The following is a 17,015-nucleotide window of genomic DNA, read 5'->3' as shown; positions in this document are numbered from 1 at the left end:
TACAATTCCCACTAAATCTCTCACCATAAGTATTGCTGAGAAATTCAGTGGGAAACTATGCTCATTTTTTTTACTTTTTCTTATTCCCACTCCACCGTAGCAGGCGGTTTACTCGTAATATCATAAACAATCCGGTTCACATGGCTCACTTCGTTGACGATTCTCACGGAGATTTTTTGTAGCACGTCCCAAGGGATTCTTGCGAAATCGGCTGTCATGCCGTCGATACTTGTAATGGCACGAATGGCTAAAGTATAGTCATATGTTCTGCCGTCCCCCATGACACCTACACTTCTCACGCCTGTGTTGACCGTGAAATATTGCCAAATATCTTTGTCCAAACCTGCTAGAGCAATTTCTTCACGTAAAATAGCATCACTTTCACGCACAACTTCTAACTTTTCAGACGTAATTTCCCCCATGACACGAATCGCTAAACCGGGACCCGGGAAAGGTTGTCGCCATACGATTTCGTCAGGCATTCCAAGCTGAGTGCCTAACGCACGCACTTCGTCCTTGAAAAGTGTGTTCAATGGTTCAATCAATTCAAACTGCATATCTTCTGGCAATCCACCTACATTGTGATGACTCTTAATCGTTTGAGCGGTCTCTGTTCCACTTTCGATTACATCGGTGTAAAGTGTGCCTTGAGCAAGAAAATCAACATCTTTTAGCTTGCTCGCCTCATCGTCAAAAACGTAGACAAATTCGTTTCCAATGATTTTTCTCTTCTGCTCGGGATCACTTACACCTGCAAGTTTCGATAAAAAGCGTTCGCTTGCATCTACTCGAATGATATTCAAACCGAATTTTCCGCCGAGCATTCCCATTACTTGATCGCCCTCGTCTTTACGCAAAAGTCCGTGGTCAACGAAAATACAAGTTAACTTGTCGCCAATTGCTTTTTGGAGCAAAACACCGACAACAGAGGAATCCACGCCACCAGAAAGACCGAGCAAAACTTTTTTGTCGCCTACTTTTTCACGGATTTTCTTAATTTCAAGGTCGATAAAATTCGCCATTGACCAGTCGCCTTTTGCTTGGCAAACGTCAAAAACAAAGTTTTTCAAAATATCATTCCCATACTCTGAATGACGCACTTCTGGGTGAAATTGAATACCGTAAATCTTCTTCTCCTCTTGCTCAATCGCAGCAAAAGGACAGTCCGCTGACTCGCCTACTTTCACAAATCCCTCAGGAATCCCAGTCACTGCATCTCCATGGCTCATCAAAACCGTTTGTACTTCTGGAGTATTGCCAAATAAACGTGAAGAAGTGTGTGTCAATTGAGATTGACCGTACTCACGACTTCCAGCATTTTCCGCTGGCAAAACAGTGCCACCTAGCTTATGCGTAATCAACTGCATACCGTAGCAAATCCCCAAAATTGGAATCCCTAACTCAAAAATTTCGTCCTCTACGCTTGGAGCATTTTCTGCGTAAACAGAATTAGGACCACCTGAGAAAATAATCCCAATGGGATTAATTTCACGTATCTCTTCTGCGGTAATTTTGTGGCTCATCAATTCACTAAACACACCAAACTCACGAATACGACGTGTAATTAGTTGATTGTACTGACTACCATAATCTAACACTATAACCTTTTGAATATCTTTCATTTCATTTGAAATTGATGTCAAGGGAAATCCTCATTTCTTTCTAAGTTTTATTGCACATTCGCACAATTGCCAATGCTGATATTTTAACATGAAACACACGAATACGCACGAAAAATAAGAGCATCTCGTTAAGGGCACCTCTAAAAACTCGCACTTATCCCAAATTGCTAGTTTTCCGTTTTTCTTCGTCAATCTCCTCAACCTATGAACCACATAGCTTTCGTCGATTTCCTCGATAATCGAAAAACTAGCTAATTTAGTCTTAAGCGGAGTTTTTAGAGGTGCCCTTAACCTAATATTTCCTCAAATAAATCGTATCTAGCTCATGACCGTCATTTTTATGCAAAATAACATCTGCACGCTGTCTCGTTGGCAAAATGTATTGCTCTAAATTGACTTTGTTAATCTTATTCCACACTTTATCCGCCTCTTCTAACGCCTGTTTGCGTGGCAGTTGTGCAAAAGCATAATAATAATTGGTCGAATCTTGAAAAGCTGAGTCAAGCAATGCCTCAAACCGCTCCTTATACCATTTTTTGATGTTCTCCTCGCTCGCATCCACGTAAATTGAAAAATCAAAGAAATCACTCACGTAAATCCGCTGATTTTGAGGAAGTTGCAAAACATTAATTCCCTCTACAATCAAAATATCTGGTCGATTGGTAATATTTTCCTCCCCTTTTACAATGTCGTAAATTTCATGAGAATACACAGGCGAAGAAACTTCCTCCTTACCACTTTTGACTTCCGACAAAAAACGAATCAACCGCTCCATGTCATAGCTTTCTGGGAAACCTTTTCTTTGCAACATATCTCTTTCGAGCAAATAATCTGTGGGATATAAAAAACCGTCCGTTGTAATCAATTCCACGTGCAAACGTTTAAACGTACGTGAAAGCAAAATTTGCAAAAGACGTGCTGTCGTACTTTTTCCTACCGCCACACTTCCAGAAATACCTAGGATAAACGGAGGGGTCGGCAACAATTTTCGCAAGAAAAGTCCTTTTGACATCGTAAGCGATTCTTGTGCTTTGTGATAAATGCGAATGAGATGTACCAAAGGAACATAAACTTCCTGCACATCTTTTAGCGAAATCGAGTCGTTCAAACTCTTGATTTCATTCAATTCTTCCTCTGTCAACGGGGGAATACTATTTTCATACAATGACTGCCAATCGTTTCGTGAAATTTTATGATAATTGAGATATTCTTCCATTCTCGCACTCCTCATTTTTAATGAATACCCTCTTAGTATAACATTTATTGAGCGTGAACAAGTGCTATTCACCTTTATTTTTTTACAACCTCACTTCTAAAAACTTTACTACAAAAAATACCAAATAACTTTCTTCAAAACGTTCGTTTTATAATTTCTATAATAAAAATATTTTTGTTAGAAAAATAGACAAACGAAAATAAAAATTAAAAAATCATCCTTCTCGCTCTAATATGTAAAATATTTTCCACTTAAACGAAAAAAGAAAAAATTATAGAAAAAACTAAATAAAATATATTTTTCATGAAAATAATTTGTTATAATAGTAGTAGTACAAAATTAAACGAGGTGGGCGAAAATGAAAATTGGAATTATTGGCATTGGCAATATGGGAACGGCAATTGTAGACGGTTTATTAGCAGAAGGAAGTCATGAAATTAGTGTTGCCTCTTTAGATTTACCAGCACTTCATGAGTTTGCGAAACAAAGAAATATTTCTGCTTATGATACAAACGGCGAGTTGGTGTTACATTCAGACCTTGTAATCCTTGCGGTAAAACCTAAAGTTTTCCCAGAAGTTTTAGAGGAAATACGTGTCTCCCTACAACTGCAAAAACCAATTTTACTCAGTATTGCGGCAGGACTTACGCTAGATGTTTTATCTCAGCTTGTCAAACTTGACGAACAAAAAATCGTCCGTTTAATGCCGAATTTAGCGGCGAAAGTAGGGGAAAGTGTCAGTGCAATTTGTGCCAATCACTTGGTCGAAAAAGAAGAACTCACTGAAATTGCTGAGATTTTTTCTGCAATTGGCTCCGTTTATGAAATTGAAGAAAAAGATTTTTCAACATTTGTTGCCCTAGCTGGTTCTAGTCCTGCATTTGTCTATTCTTTTATTGACTCTCTGGCAAAAAGTGGCGTAATGTACGGTTTTCCAAAAGATTTGGCAACAGAAATTGTCACAAAAACCTTAATTGGAAGTGCAAAATTGCTCTTGGAGGAAAACTGCCACCCCCAGCAACTAGCCGATAGAGTCGCAAGCCCTGCTGGTACAACGATTGCAGGATTGCTCGCACTAGAATCGGCTGGTTTCGCAAATGCCGTCCATAAAGGAGTAGAGGCAATTATCAAGCGTGACAAAGAAATGAGCAAGAAAAACTAAGTGTTCAACGTTCGAGAAATAATTTCTATTTTTATAAAAAAATATTATTTTCTCCTTCACAAAGTTATCCAGTTATGGAAAAAGTTGACAAACTCGAAAATATAAAGCTATTTTACTATTTTTTACTAATTTTGCTGTTATTTTTTCTTAGAAAAGGTTGATTTTTTAAAAACAGTGGGTTATTATCATTATATAAACGTTGTCCGAAAAGGTGCCAATGGAGAGAAAAGAGAGGGTATTTATGTTAAAATTATTCACTACGCCAAGTTGCACAAGTTGTCGCAAAGCAAAAAGTTGGTTGATTGAGCATAAGCTTGAATTTGAAGAACGCAACATGATGAACAATCCGCTAACTTGTGATGAACTTCGTCACATTCTGTCAATGACAGAGGAGGGAACAAGCGACATTATCTCAACACGTAGCAAGGCATTTGAAAAATTAAATATTGATTTAGATGATTTAAGTATCCCAGAATTATTAGAATTACTTGCAGAAAATCCGAATTTATTGCGTCGTCCAATGATGTGCGATGACAAACGTCTACAAATTGGCTTTAACGAAGATGAAATTCGTTGCTTCTTACCTAGAAACATCCGTCGTATCGAAATGCGACACGCACAAATGATGTCTGGAATTTAAATTAAAAATTATAGGCTCTGAAGATTTCAGGGCTTTTTTTGACGAAAAAAAAGTTTGCATCAAAATCCTGCAAACTTCAAAGATTCACGGTTTCTTTCGACCAACAAATCGACCCTTTCCTAATAAAAACAAAATCCCTTTTTCCACATTTTTTATCTACATTTGCCTCTGTTTTAATTTGGCAATGTAACGAGTAATTTCGTACTGACGAGAGTTTCAAACACCTCTCTAGCTTGCGTTTTCTCCTCTAGTGCCTTTATCCATTTCAGAGAAACAGAGAGTTTTCTGTCACTTGAATCAAATTCGACAGTCAACTCTGTGCGTTCTACAATTCGTTGTGGAAAATTTTTCAACATTGTTGTGTCACCACTCGCCGTTAAATTTCATCAACGTTTGTGTATAAAGCAAATTGTTCACACTTCGTCCAAACGGGGGGGAACGCAAGATAGAAGTCTTTCTCAAATCTATTTTGTCGTCCACCCACCGTCAAACGTTACCACACTTCCCGTCATATATTTTGCGTCCTCACTTGCCAAAAATAAAGTAAGACGTGCTACTTCTTCTGGTTTTGCCCAGCGTTTCATAGGTGTTTCCTCAGCAACACTGCGAGCCATTTCACCACCGTTTTCCTCAAAATCTTTGCGATTCATCGGAGTTTCAATCGCTCCCGGTGCAATTGCGAGAACATGAACATTCTCCGGTGCCATGTCAAGAGCAAGTTGCTTGGAAAAACCACTCACAGCGTGCTTGCTCGTTGTATAACTAATCCCACCGCCACCAGCTACCATACCTGCAATTGAGGACATATTAAGAATCGCTCCTTGAGCTTGGAGAATTTTGGGCAAAAAAACTTTCGTTATTAGAAACATACTATCCAAATTATTATGCAAAATTGTTTGCCAAAGGGAAAATGACGTTTTCTCTAAAGGCAGGTAGTCATCTAACACCCCTGCGGTATTGCAAAGAATATCCAATTTCTCTATTTTTTCACTTAACTCATTTACAAAACGTTCATCACTAGCATCGCCTTGGAAAAAGTGAAATTGTTCACCTAGATTTTCTTTCATTTCACTCCTATCCACACCGTACACTTTCGCTCCCTCTGACAAAAATGCCCGAGTTTGAGCCAAACCAATCCCGCTTGCACAACCTGTAATCAAAATATGCTTCTCTAAAAATTTCATTCAACTTCCACCCAATCTTCCGCCAAACAATCACATGGTGTTGGACTCCACATACTAAAACCTTCACCCTCGCCTGTTACATTGATTAAAAAATACGGAGTAACCAGTAATTTTTCACCATTTTCAAGCGTAATCGAGTCATAAAGTTTCACAAAATTCTCCGACCCGCCCCAGTTGGTGCGAACTACTTTTTTTCCTTGTTTTAATAAGGAAAGTGCCTTTTCAAATGTCATGATTGTCCCTCTCTTAATTGTGAATTCTTTTACTAGACAACTCTCTTTTCTTACATTTCAAAGTAAATTTCACAGCGAAAGCAAGTAATAAAGCAATCCAAGAAAAAATTGTTATTTTGTAAATGATTGAGGAGAATTTCCCTTCTTGATAAGTCACAAGTAAAGTGTTCTCTCCTTGTGTTCCTTTTAGTTTTAAAGCACCTATTTCTGTGGTATCAAAATCATTTTTCGTCAATTGTTGACCGTTTAGCTCTAATTTTGTTTGCTTGTAAACGATGATAGGAACTATTCGTTGCTTAACTGGTTTGACTTCTTCTCTCCACGTTACCTTTATTTTCCCGTCACTTGTGATAGATTTTTTGTACGTGTTTTTCGGAATGTTTACCACTTCTTTTTTGTGAATTTCAGCCACATCTAAAGCTACTAATTCATGATTACTCCATTTCTTTTTCAATGGTAAGTAATCAGGAAACCCAAAAGGCAAGTCTTCTATCAATAGAGAAACATCCTTATTTTTACTTCTTTCTTTAAATAAATTACCATTCTTCATTTTTTCTCCCAAAGATAATTCCTTACTATTTTGGTAATTCGGAGCCAAGTCGCCTTTCACCCAACGATCCACTCCATCATAAAGCGTCGACTGATTTAAAGATAGTCCCAAAATAATAAACACTGCAATACAAATGTTCAGAATTTCCACCGTTTTTTTCTCTTTTAAATGTGAAAATACTTCCATTAGAGAAAACGTTACACCTAAAATCAACAAAATATTACTCGCCACTACAATTCTTGAAACAATTTGCACCGTAGTCTGCAAAATCGGAAACAATTCTCCTAATTGTGTCCAAGGAAAATAACGTGAGGATAAAATGAAAAAAATTCCTCCTGTTATCGTTAAAAAGCGGTTCATTCTTTGAAAATGAGTAGTCATTCTGAAAAAATTTTTCATCACATAACAAATCTGGAACAGAAAAATTAGACTTAGTAGCAAACCTAATTGAGCCTAAGCAGGCATTTGAATCGTAAACCAATTGCTACTGTGTGCTAAATTTAACTCTGGACGAACCGTGTATAAATTGTTTTCTTTGAAAAGTTTTATCATTGAGTAAAATACTCTCAGCGATAGTAGCGTAGAAAAAACTACTGCGATAAAAAGGGAAAATAAATATTTCGCCCTCTCCTTACTTTTCACCCAGCCTACAATAAAGAATGGTATCAACACCACTACTCCAAGCATTGCTGTAAAATTGTGGGTGTTTAGCAAAATTCCCATCATAAAAGATAGAAATAAAATATTGACTTGCTTTTCTCTCTTTTGTATAAAATCCAAACCACACATCACTACAAAAGGGAGAACTGCTGAGCAAAATCCAGTATAAGCTGTATGGATTGTCCATAAATTTGTTGTATAACAACAAAGATAGACAAGCGAGGCGATGAGAGAAAATTTGTCGGATAAACCTGCTTTTCTCCCTGTCAAAAACATACCGCTACCTGCAACAAATAAAATCACAAACGAAGTAACAAGTTGAAAACTACTCCAACTTTTCAAAAGCAATAACAGCCCGCCACAAATATAAGCAAATCCCTCACCATATAGTGCATTACAAATTCTACCAACGGATAGAAAACCGTAAAGAGAAACACTCGGAAAATGCCCATTTTTTAAATTCATCATTGCATCATAAAAACGATTGAAATGAATCATCGTGTCATTGCCAATCAATACTCCTCGCATATAAATAAGCGGGAGTAACAAAAACATACTAGCAATGAAAATAATTGCAAAGTTTTTTAGTTTATAACCGTCTTGTCTTGTCTTGTCTTGTCTTGTCTTGTCTTGTCTTGTCTTGTCTTGTCTTAATTGTACCATCCCTAAAACACATTCCTCTCTTCTTCCGTCTTACATTCCCGAATCAATCAAAATCTCTAAAAACACTAGAGAGAAATCACATCTCCCTTAATTGTGAATTTTTTTCGCTAGACAATTCTCTTTTCTTACATTTCAAAGTAAATTTCACAGCGAAAGCAAGTAATAAAGCAATCCAAGAAAAAATTGTTATTTTGTAAATGATTGAGGAGAATTTCCCTTCTTGATAAGTCACGAGTAAAGTGTTCTCTCCTTGTGTTCCTTTTAGTTTTAAGGCACCTATTTCTGTGGTATCAAAATCATTTTTCGTCAATCGTTGACCGTTTAGTTCTAATTTTGTTTGCTTGTAAACGATGATAGGAACTATTCGTTCTTTTGGTGTTTCTTTTTCCGTCCATGTCACTGCGATTTTTTTATCCTCTGTGATTCTTTTTTCAAAAATTCCTTTTGGGATACTAAGCACTTCATTTTTGTATTTTTCACTTGGATTTAGTTTTATAAGCTCTTGATTGGTTAATTTCCTTTTCAATGGAAGATAATCTGGTAGTGTTGTTTGAGCCTCTGTAACTAGGTAAGACACTCCTTTTTTCCTTGATAAAAATTTGAATTGTTCTTTATCCTCACCAAAATAATAGTTACTTGAAAAATTGGAGTACGCATTATCTACCCAGTTTTGCATACCACCATATAAAAATTGTTCTTGCCTTGAAAAAGATAAGACAAGAAATATTATCAGGATAATGTTAGTAACTACCTCTCCATGCAAACTTAAAATATTTGAGCGATTAAGAGCCGACAAACTTAAAGCCACCCCTAACGCAAAACAAACATTTGCTACAACAATAAAGCGAGAGGGCATTTGTATCGTACTCTGTAAAACAGGAAATAATTTTCCAAGAATTGTCCATGGAATCAATCTACTTGAAAAAATTAAAAAAACAACTCCTAATATTGTCATTATTTTATTAAGTTTTCCAATTTGGTTGTTCAAATTTTTCCAAGAAAAGCATACATAACAAATTTGAGCTATGAATAATAAACTATTTTGCAGTCCAATATCCATACCACTGGCACTATTATTGATTGAGAAAAAAGCACCTCTAAATCCCAATTCCATTTTTGGCATGACGGTAATCAAATGATTTTCTCGCATTATGGAGAAAATATTATAGAATATGTTTAGACTTAGAAAAATTGTAATCAAAATTGCGATTCCTAAATCAAACAATAATTTTTTTCGCTCTGTGCTTCTGATAAATCCGATTATCAAAAATGGTGTTAAAACAACAGCTGAAAGTAAGGCAGTAAAATTATGCGAATTAAGTGCAACACCCATCCAAAACGCCAACATCAAAATATTTACTTGTCCTTTTTCTCTTGTGCCTAATCGCAATCCACAAATAATTATCCACGGAAGTATCATAGAGGAAAGTCCTGTCATGCTGGTACCAAACGTAAAAGAATTTGTTTCAAAACACCCAAAATAAAGGAGTGAAGAAATCAATGAAAATTTATTGGAAAGTTTACTTTCTTTTCCTAAGCAATACATCCCCAATCCACTGATAAATAATATCAAAAATGAAAGGACTACTTGAAAAGAAATCCAATTCCTTAAAACAAGTAGTAGCATACCACAAATAAAGGAAAAACCTTGTCCATAAACTGAGGACACAATCCGCCCAACACTTGTAAAACCGTATAAACTAATTGTTGAAAAGTTGCCTGTTTTTAAGTTCATCATTGCCTCATAGAAACGATTGAGATGAAACAAAGAATCAAAATTTAGCACAATCCCTTGCTCATAAATTTGAGGCAATACCAAAAATAAACTCACAAAAAATAAAATAGTTATATATTTAAAATTACCGTTTTGTCTTAATTGTACCATTCCTATACCTCATTTCTTATTCCTCTCTTCTTCCTTTCTTACATTCCCAAATCAATCAAAATCTCTAAAAACACTAGAGAGAAATCACGTCTCCCTTAATTTCTCTCTAGTTTGTATTTTTAGCCAATCAACGCACCGTTTGGCATTCCGCTTGGTGCTTCGACAATGGCAAGATTGCCTTTGTCATCTTCTGCTGACAAAATCATTCCCTGAGAAATTTCGCCACGCATTTTTCTTGGTTTTAAATTCGCCACGATTACGACTTTTTTGCCTATCAATTCCTCATGGTTTGGATAAAACTCTGCAATTCCCGAAAGAATTTGTCTGTTTTCGCTATCCCCTGCATCCAATCTAAATTGCAACAACTTGTCGGCATCTTTTACCTTTTGCACGTGAACAACTTCTGCTACTTTCAGCTCTACTTTATCAAAATCGTCAAATTTGATTTGTTTCTCCTTGCTTGAGATAAGCTCTACCTCTTCAGGATTCCATGCTGTTTCCTCCATTTTTACCCCTCCATTCATTTGTTCCTTGATATAATTGATTTCATCTTCCACTTCCAGACGTGGAAAAATTGGTGTTCCTTTCTCCGCTACTTTTTTCCCTGCTGGAAATTCGCCAAATGTAAGCGTCGCGAGGTTGACTTCTTCATTTTCAAGACCTAGCTGAGACAAAATTTCGTTTGGTGTCCGTGTCAAAATTGGTTGAAGTAACGCTGCTACCACTCGCAAACTCTCAGCTAAATGAGCAAGCACGCTCTCTAATTCTCCACGTTTTTCTTCCTCTTTCACCAACGCCCACGGCATCGTTTCGTCAATATATTTATTTGCTCGGCGAATAATTGTCCAGACGTTTTCCAAAGCCACATGAAATTCTATTGTCTCCATTGCTTTATGGAAACCTTGAATCGCTTGATTGCTTGTATTTTTCAAATCTGCATCAAAAGCTGTTATATCGCCTTTCATCACTGGTGTCACACCGTCAACATATTTGTTTATCATCGCCACCGTTCGATTAAGTAGATTGCCCAAATCATTTGCCAAATCAGAATTGAGACGGCTGACAAAGTCCTCTGGCGTAAATGTAAAATCACTTCCACTTGAAACTTGACGCATTAACCAATAACGAAGTGTATCCAAACCGTAACGTGTCGTTAACATTTCTGGATAAACCACGTTTCCCTTAGATTTGCTCATTTTTCCGTCTTTCATCACAAGCCAACCATGTGCAAAAACTTTTTCCGGAAGTGGTAAATCAAGTGCCATTAGCATAATTGGCCAATAGATTGTATGGAAACGAACAATCTCTTTTCCAACCATATGAACATTCGCAGGCCAAAATTTCTCAAAATTCGCCTGATTCTCACTGTCATAGCCAAGAGCAGTAATGTAGTTGCAAAGTGCGTCAATCCAGACGTAAACAACGTGTTTTGGATTGCTTTTCACAGGAACGCCCCATGTAAATGTCGTACGACTTACTGCCAAATCTTCCAACCCCGGTTTGATGAAATTGTTAATCATTTCATTTTTTCGTGATGCTGGCTGAATAAACTCTGGATGAGTTTCATAATACTCAAGCAAACGATCCGCATATTTACTCATGCGGAAGAAATAACTCTCCTCGCTTACCCATTCCACTTCATGCCCACTTGGAGCAATGCCACCAATGACCTTGCCATTTTCATCTTTGAACACTTCTGTTAATTGTGTTTCAGTGAAAAATTCCTCATCACTCACCGAATACCACCCTGCATACTCGCCAAGATAAATATCCCCTTGTGCAAGCAAACGCTCAAAAATCGTCTGAATAGCCTTTTCATGATAATCATCTGTCGTGCGAATGAATTTGTCATAACTCACATCAAGCGACTGCCACAACTGCTGCATATAGTCTGCCATTTCATCCACATATTGTTTAGGAGTAATCCCACGTTCAGCAGCTTTCTGCTCAATTTTCATTCCATGTTCATCTGTTCCAGTCAAATAAAACACATCAAAACCCATTAGTCTCTTGTAACGTGCCAACACATCACAAGCGATTGTCGTGTAAGTATTCCCGATATGTAATTTTCCACTCGGATAATAAATAGGGGTTGTAATATAATAAGTTTTCTTCTCAGTCATTTCCTGCTCCTTGATTGTAAAAATAATATTCTTTGCAACTCTAGACGAAACTTCTAAAATTGACTTACCAAGACAAAGTCCTTCATTTGACAGTATAACATAATTTGTAAAAAAATTTAGGGTTATTTGGGAGTTTCAGGGATTTTTTAGCAAAAAAACTTCAGAAATTAGTTCGTCTCCTCGCTAATTTCTGAAGTTGATTTATGAGTACACTTACTCTACTTTCCCAGTATTCTTAAAATGTTCATACATACTATCAATTTCTTTTTTCAGTTCCTCAACCATGATTTCTTCTGGTACTGTGCGAATGATTTTTCCTTTTTTGAAAAGCATTCCTTTGCCAAGTCCTCCTGCAAGACCAATATCTGCCTCACGTGCCTCTCCCGGTCCATTCACTCCGCAACCTAGAATCGCAACAGTTATCGGAGCTTTGATACTTTCGATATATTGCTCAATTTCATTTGCAATAGGAATAAGGTCAATTTCAATTCGTCCACAAGTTGGGCAAGAGACGAGCGTTGTGGCATTTGCTGCTAAACCGAACGCTTTTAGCACTTCTTTTGCCACACGAATTTCTTCGACTGGGTCAGCGGAAAGTGAAACACGCACTGTATTTCCTATGCCAAGTGACAGCAATGCCCCAAGTCCTGCTGCAGACTTCATAGAGCCAGTAAAAAGCGTTCCCGCCTCCGTAATCCCCAAATGCAAAGGATAATCAAAACTGCGACTAGCAAGCTCATATGCCTCCAGAGCCAATTTCACATTGGAGGCTTTCAGTGAGACGATAATATCATGGAAGTCCAAGTCCTCCAAAATCTTGATATGTTCTAATGCAGAGGCAACCATTCCCTCAGCTGTTGGATAACCATATTTTACAAGAAATTTTTTCTCAAGCGAACCTGCATTGACCCCTATGCGAATTGGAATATTTTTCTCCTTACAAGCAGTTACCACTTTTTGCACTCGGTCAATCCTACCGATATTTCCCGGATTTAGCCGAATTTTATCCACGCCTGCCTCAATTGCTTTGAGTGCCAAACGGTAATCGAAATGAATGTCAGCTACAAGCGGAATATTGATTTGTGATTTAATTTCACTAAGTGCCTCTGCCGCACGCTCATCTGGAACTGCCACACGCACAATTTGACACCCTGCCTCCTCTAATCGAAGAATTTGCTCGACTGTTGAAGCGACATCATGTGTTTTTGTCGTACACATACTTTGCATAATCACTTCATTTTTTCCACCAATCACTAAATTACCAACCTTTACAGGTCTTGTATGCTTACGGTGTGTTATTTCATTCATGAAAATACCCCTTTAAATTTGTATTGAATACTTTGATACTGAAAATCTTCATAAAATCTATTGATTTTCGATTAATTCAGTATCATTGTATCAAATCCAAGCTCAAAGGGGAAAATTTTTTTACTGATTTTGATTTTTCTTAACCTTCAAAGGTGTAAGGGTGCGAAAATAAAGAATGAGTGTCGCTACTGTTTGAATAAAGCCACTATTTAATGTTGGAAAGAAAAACACTAAAATCGTTGACAAAATAATCGGAGCAGTGCTTGCAAATAAAATAATGCGAATCACTTCGCTATATCGAATAGATAAACGACTTAGTTTATTGTGAATCATGCCAGCAACACCTAAAAACACCACAAGCCAAACCATTTGAAAAATAGCAGGGATAAAACTTATCAAATAAACGAATACAAGCATCCAAATAGGCTGAGACATGGTACTCATTGCGTGTCGTAGTCGTTTCCCTGTCATGTCACGAAAACTTCCTTTATCGTATTTCATCTCAATCAATTTTGGTTCTTCATCAACACTTAGACTTTGAGGAAGCGATACTACAAAGGAATTTGGTAAAAAAGCAATCCCTAGCACATCTGATGAGACACTTGCAATTTCTTCCTCCGTGCGTTTTCCTTGCGGGTCAAATGTAAAGACAAAATATTTGGTTTGATACATAAAACCATTGGCTTTACTTTCAAGTTTCTTGTCAACAATCGTAAAATCTGGAATTTTTTCGCCTACAACTCTTGCATCATGCAAAATTTCCTCCGTTGTCGTCCACGTATCCGTTGTAATTGGAAGAGCAATAATCACACTTAAAAATAACAAATAAAAAATTGCCTTGCCCCAAGAAATCTTTCTAGCCTCGTATAAATCCTCAAGTTTCAAAAACGATGCTTTGAAATAAATATTTAACTCGTGCATATTCCACCTCCATTTGTACTGCTTTTTATTGTATCATAGAAAACGACGAAGACCTATATTTTTTAGTGCCTTTTCTCGTTTTTTGAAGTATAATAATGATGATTCATAGAATAATTTGGAGGGAAATATCTTGATTTTTGCATACAATAAAGCACACGTTGGTGATGTGTTGATGATTTTGGTAAAAAATGACAATGGAGCAGACGTTACAAGTACACGTTGTGGCAATGTGACGAAAATTGCGTTAAAAGAAACAAACGAAGTAGTTGCTTGGAATATTTTTCAGGCAAGCGAAATGCTGGGTGAGATTTCTGGCGTAGGGCAAGTAGTTTTATCTGATGAGCAAATCGCTCTTCTCAACGAAGAATTAGCCAAAGAAGGCTTTCGTGAAGTCATAACGCAAGAGAAAAACTCAAAATTTGTCATTGGTTTTGTCAAAGAATTGACACCACATCCTGATAGCGACCACTTAAATATTGCTCAAGTCGAAGTAGACAATGGAGAAATGTTACAAATTGTCGCAGGGGCTCCAAACATCGAACAAGGGCAGTTGGTTGTTGTCGCAAAAGTCGGAGCAATGATGCCAAACGGGCTAGTCATTTGGGACGGTGAACTTCGTGGGGTGAAAAGCTCTGGCATGATGTGTTCGCCACGGGAATTACAGCTTGAAAACGCCCCAGACGTTCGTGGAATCTTGGTTTTAGAAGAGGGAAGTGCCACTATCGGAGAAGCATTTTCACCCGAAAAACATTGGCATGGATAAGTTGGATTTGTCTATTTTTATAGCAGGAAATTTGTCCATTCAATGACCTCTTTTTCCAATTTTATTTTTCCATTTTGAAGAAAAAGTTGGAAAAATGCTTTAAAACCTTTTAGTTATAGGCTTTTCTTCGTGTTTCTAGGTTTTTACAGACCATTTGGAAATACGTTAACTACCCCCTTTTTCCATTTCGTGTTATACTTTATGTGTAGTTAAGAAAAAGAAAATGTCTAGTCAATGACAGAAAGGTCAGGCGGTCTGTATGCTACGTTCACATTCTTTAAAATTAGATTTTGTCTTTGCAAGTATTCTAGTTCTATTAGTAGGAATTGCACTTTTTGCAACAGACCAAGATGCGTATGCTCCTAGCTCAAGCGACGACATACCACAAGAAAATCAGTATATACATGCTGATAAATAAATTAGCTTACTTCAAAGTTTTATAACTTTTTATTTTCTCCTCCCTTTTTTTCGGAAAAGCCTCCCCTGCTTTTCCGTTTTTTTATTGCGAAAAAATCGGAAACACTCTACAATAGAAATAGTATATGGGCATCTCTAAAAACGCAATTACTCTTTTAGAATACAGAGAACCCATAAAATACCTTTAAGGAGTACAAACAAATGAAGTCTTCAATCTACGGATTAACAAGAGAACAGCTTATCGACTGGAGTATGGAAAACGGTCAAAAGAAATTCCGCACAGAGCAACTCTGGGATTGGCTCTATCGCAAACGTGTGCAAACATTTGCCGAAATGACCAATTTACCAAAGGACTTCATTGCCTTGCTAGAGGAAAATTTTTGTATCAATCCACTCACGCAAAAAGTCGTACAAGAGGCAAATGACGGAACGGTCAAATATCTTTTTGAACTTCCAGACAAATTGCTCATTGAAACAGTGCTTATGCGACAACAATACGGTCTTTCTGTTTGCGTTACAACGCAAGTCGGTTGCAATATCGGTTGCACTTTCTGTGCCTCTGGTTTACTGAAAAAACAGCGTGATTTGACCTCTGGCGAAATTGCTGCACAAATTATGCTTGTCCAACGCTATTTTGACGAACGCAAGTTGGACGAACGTGTAAGTCACGTGGTCGTCATGGGCATTGGCGAGCCATTTGACAATTACGACAACGTGATGAATTTCTTACGTGTCATCAATGATGACAAAGGAATGGCGATAGGTGCTAGGCACATCACCGTTTCCACAAGCGGACTTGCACCGAAAATCAAAGAATTTGCTACAAATGGTTTACAAGTCAATCTCGCCGTTAGCTTGCACGCACCGAATAACGACCTTAGAACAAGCATTATGCGAATTAATCGCTCGTTTCCGCTTGAAAAACTTTTTGAGGCAATTGGCTATTACGTTGAGAAAACCAATCGCCGTGTAACATTTGAATACATTATGCTAAACAATGTCAACGATCGCCCTCATCATGCAAAAGAACTTGCTGAGTTGCTAAAAGACATGAAAAAATTAGCCTATGTCAATCTCATTCCGTACAATCCTGTTACCGAGCATGACCAATACTCACGCACCCCAATGGATGACGTGTTACGATTTTATGATGTCTTGAAGAAAAACGGCATTAACTGTGTCATTCGCAAAGAACATGGAACAGATATTGACGCTGCTTGTGGGCAACTTCGTAGCAAACAGATGAAAAAACAACACCAAGATGAAAAAGAGGAAAATGCTGAAGTGAGCGGTTTTCGTCACAAAATCCAAACGAAAAGCGAAAATAAATAGCTAAAAAACGGCTCTTTGTCAAATCGTGTGGAAAGCATCTATTTTACAAAGCGTACCTAAGAGAGTTGGACATCTTGTCCAGCTCCTCTTTTGCGTCTACCAGAAATAGTTTTCTTGTAGCATTCTGCTCTGTCGAACCTAGCCAGTAGCACAATTATAGGTCGTTCAACATGCAAAACCTTGTTCACTTGACTATTCTCTTGTTTTATCTTTCACTGTTACACTTTAAATACTGAAATATCTATTCTAAACCACCTTACAAATCCCTGTAAGAAGACCACACTGAATATAGCTCCTCGTACGGAAATTCTCAAATCTTCTAAAACCATAAGCCAA

The 17,015-nt window shown here is 37.3% G+C and carries 16 protein-coding genes; 5 read left to right on the top strand and 11 right to left on the bottom strand.

The features are described from left to right. Positions 1-80: 80 nt before the first annotated feature. Together guaA and coaA are read right to left on the bottom strand one after the other, a co-directional pair. Positions 81-1,622 (bottom strand): glutamine-hydrolyzing GMP synthase, encoded by a 1,542-nt coding sequence (guaA, locus tag B5D30_RS09910; RefSeq protein ID WP_407675499.1) that lies wholly within the window; start codon positions 1,620-1,622, stop codon positions 81-83. 292 nt (positions 1,623-1,914) lie between these two features. Beyond that, positions 1,915-2,838 (bottom strand): type I pantothenate kinase, encoded by a 924-nt coding sequence (gene coaA / locus B5D30_RS09905; RefSeq protein ID WP_078807918.1) that lies wholly within the window; start codon positions 2,836-2,838, stop codon positions 1,915-1,917. Between the two features lie 358 nt (positions 2,839-3,196). Here coaA and proC point away from each other — a divergent pair, with 358 nt between their 5' ends. Then, positions 3,197-4,000 carry a pyrroline-5-carboxylate reductase gene (gene proC / locus B5D30_RS09900; RefSeq protein WP_078807917.1) on the top strand — a complete coding sequence of 268 codons (804 nt, stop codon included), beginning with the start codon at positions 3,197-3,199 and terminating at the stop codon, positions 3,998-4,000. Positions 4,001-4,241: 241 nt separating this feature from the next. Further along, complete coding sequence (gene spxA / locus B5D30_RS09895; RefSeq protein ID WP_078807916.1) at positions 4,242-4,640, top strand: transcriptional regulator SpxA; 399 nt, start codon at positions 4,242-4,244, stop codon at positions 4,638-4,640. A 173-nt stretch (positions 4,641-4,813) separates the two neighbouring features. Here the strand turns inward: spxA and B5D30_RS09890 are convergent, their stop codons facing one another. The 9 genes from B5D30_RS09890 to B5D30_RS09850 all read right to left on the bottom strand — a co-directional run bounded on the left by B5D30_RS09890 (position 4,814) and on the right by B5D30_RS09850 (position 14,167). Continuing rightward, complete coding sequence (locus B5D30_RS09890) at positions 4,814-4,996, bottom strand: hypothetical protein (RefSeq protein WP_078807915.1); 183 nt, start codon at positions 4,994-4,996, stop codon at positions 4,814-4,816. Between the two features lie 108 nt (positions 4,997-5,104). After that, complete coding sequence (locus tag B5D30_RS09885) at positions 5,105-5,824, bottom strand: 3-oxoacyl-ACP reductase (RefSeq protein ID WP_078807914.1); 720 nt, start codon at positions 5,822-5,824, stop codon at positions 5,105-5,107. Next, positions 5,821-6,057 carry a DUF2829 domain-containing protein gene (locus B5D30_RS09880; protein ID WP_078807913.1) on the bottom strand — a complete coding sequence of 79 codons (237 nt, stop codon included), beginning with the start codon at positions 6,055-6,057 and terminating at the stop codon, positions 5,821-5,823. Before B5D30_RS09880 ends, B5D30_RS09885 begins: the two co-directional genes overlap by 4 nt. Before the next feature lie 13 nt (positions 6,058-6,070). Further along, positions 6,071-6,988, bottom strand: coding sequence for a hypothetical protein (locus B5D30_RS09875; RefSeq protein WP_078807912.1), 918 nt, complete (start codon positions 6,986-6,988; stop codon positions 6,071-6,073). Between the two features lie 72 nt (positions 6,989-7,060). Further along, positions 7,061-7,930 (bottom strand): hypothetical protein, encoded by an 870-nt coding sequence (locus B5D30_RS09870; protein WP_078807911.1) that lies wholly within the window; start codon positions 7,928-7,930, stop codon positions 7,061-7,063. A gap of 76 nt (positions 7,931-8,006) precedes the next feature. After that, on the bottom strand, positions 8,007-9,815 hold the full coding sequence (locus tag B5D30_RS09865; RefSeq protein WP_078807910.1) for a hypothetical protein: 1,809 nt from the start codon (positions 9,813-9,815) through the stop codon (positions 8,007-8,009). 119 nt (positions 9,816-9,934) lie between these two features. Next, entirely contained in the window at positions 9,935-11,953 is a 2,019-nt protein-coding gene (gene metG, locus B5D30_RS09860; RefSeq protein WP_268802117.1) for a methionine--tRNA ligase, read from the bottom strand. A 198-nt stretch (positions 11,954-12,151) separates the two neighbouring features. After that, the gene (gene ispG / locus B5D30_RS09855; protein WP_078807908.1) at positions 12,152-13,246 is read right to left on the bottom strand and encodes a flavodoxin-dependent (E)-4-hydroxy-3-methylbut-2-enyl-diphosphate synthase; all 1,095 of its coding nucleotides are present in this window, start codon (positions 13,244-13,246) and stop codon (positions 12,152-12,154) included. Positions 13,247-13,366: 120 nt separating this feature from the next. After that, positions 13,367-14,167, bottom strand: a complete 801-nt coding sequence (locus tag B5D30_RS09850) for a DUF1189 domain-containing protein (protein WP_078807907.1) — start codon at positions 14,165-14,167, stop codon at positions 13,367-13,369. Positions 14,168-14,297: 130 nt separating this feature from the next. Between B5D30_RS09850 and ytpR the strand changes: the two genes are divergently transcribed. The 3 genes from ytpR (at position 14,298) to rlmN (ending at position 16,679) form a co-directional block, all read left to right on the top strand. Beyond that, positions 14,298-14,930, top strand: a complete 633-nt coding sequence (gene ytpR / locus B5D30_RS09845) for a YtpR family tRNA-binding protein (RefSeq protein WP_078807906.1) — start codon at positions 14,298-14,300, stop codon at positions 14,928-14,930. Positions 14,931-15,189: 259 nt separating this feature from the next. Then, positions 15,190-15,348 (top strand): hypothetical protein, encoded by a 159-nt coding sequence (locus tag B5D30_RS13750; protein WP_159443288.1) that lies wholly within the window; start codon positions 15,190-15,192, stop codon positions 15,346-15,348. A gap of 200 nt (positions 15,349-15,548) precedes the next feature. Next, positions 15,549-16,679, top strand: coding sequence for a dual-specificity RNA methyltransferase RlmN (gene rlmN, locus B5D30_RS09840; protein WP_078807905.1), 1,131 nt, complete (start codon positions 15,549-15,551; stop codon positions 16,677-16,679). The last annotated feature ends 336 nt before the right edge of the window (positions 16,680-17,015 follow it).

The organism is Pilibacter termitis (assembly GCF_900167335.1).
In the GTDB taxonomy this organism is placed as follows: domain Bacteria; phylum Bacillota; class Bacilli; order Lactobacillales; family Streptococcaceae; genus Pilibacter; species Pilibacter termitis.
Note: the sequence above shows the minus strand (reverse complement) of the source record. Positions and strands in the feature narration are given on the sequence as shown.

Bases quoted from the DNA above. Each gene is read 5' to 3' on its own strand.
- guaA (WP_407675499.1), bottom strand. From the start codon at position 1,622: ATGAAAGATATTCAAAAGGTTATAGTGTTAGATTATGGTAGTCAGTAC.
- coaA (WP_078807918.1), bottom strand. From the start codon at position 2,838: ATGGAAGAATATCTCAATTATCATAAAATTTCACGAAACGATTGGCAG.
- proC (WP_078807917.1), top strand. From the start codon at position 3,197: ATGAAAATTGGAATTATTGGCATTGGCAATATGGGAACGGCAATTGTA.
- spxA (WP_078807916.1), top strand. From the start codon at position 4,242: ATGTTAAAATTATTCACTACGCCAAGTTGCACAAGTTGTCGCAAAGCA.
- B5D30_RS09890 (WP_078807915.1), bottom strand. From the start codon at position 4,996: ATGTTGAAAAATTTTCCACAACGAATTGTAGAACGCACAGAGTTGACT.
- B5D30_RS09885 (WP_078807914.1), bottom strand. From the start codon at position 5,824: ATGAAATTTTTAGAGAAGCATATTTTGATTACAGGTTGTGCAAGCGGG.
- B5D30_RS09880 (WP_078807913.1), bottom strand. From the start codon at position 6,057: ATGACATTTGAAAAGGCACTTTCCTTATTAAAACAAGGAAAAAAAGTA.
- B5D30_RS09875 (WP_078807912.1), bottom strand. From the start codon at position 6,988: ATGACTACTCATTTTCAAAGAATGAACCGCTTTTTAACGATAACAGGA.
- B5D30_RS09870 (WP_078807911.1), bottom strand. From the start codon at position 7,930: ATGGTACAATTAAGACAAGACAAGACAAGACAAGACAAGACAAGACAA.
- B5D30_RS09865 (WP_078807910.1), bottom strand. From the start codon at position 9,815: ATGGTACAATTAAGACAAAACGGTAATTTTAAATATATAACTATTTTA.
- ispG (WP_078807908.1), bottom strand. From the start codon at position 13,246: ATGAATGAAATAACACACCGTAAGCATACAAGACCTGTAAAGGTTGGT.
- B5D30_RS09850 (WP_078807907.1), bottom strand. From the start codon at position 14,167: ATGCACGAGTTAAATATTTATTTCAAAGCATCGTTTTTGAAACTTGAG.
- B5D30_RS13750 (WP_159443288.1), top strand. From the start codon at position 15,190: ATGCTACGTTCACATTCTTTAAAATTAGATTTTGTCTTTGCAAGTATT.
- rlmN (WP_078807905.1), top strand. From the start codon at position 15,549: ATGAAGTCTTCAATCTACGGATTAACAAGAGAACAGCTTATCGACTGG.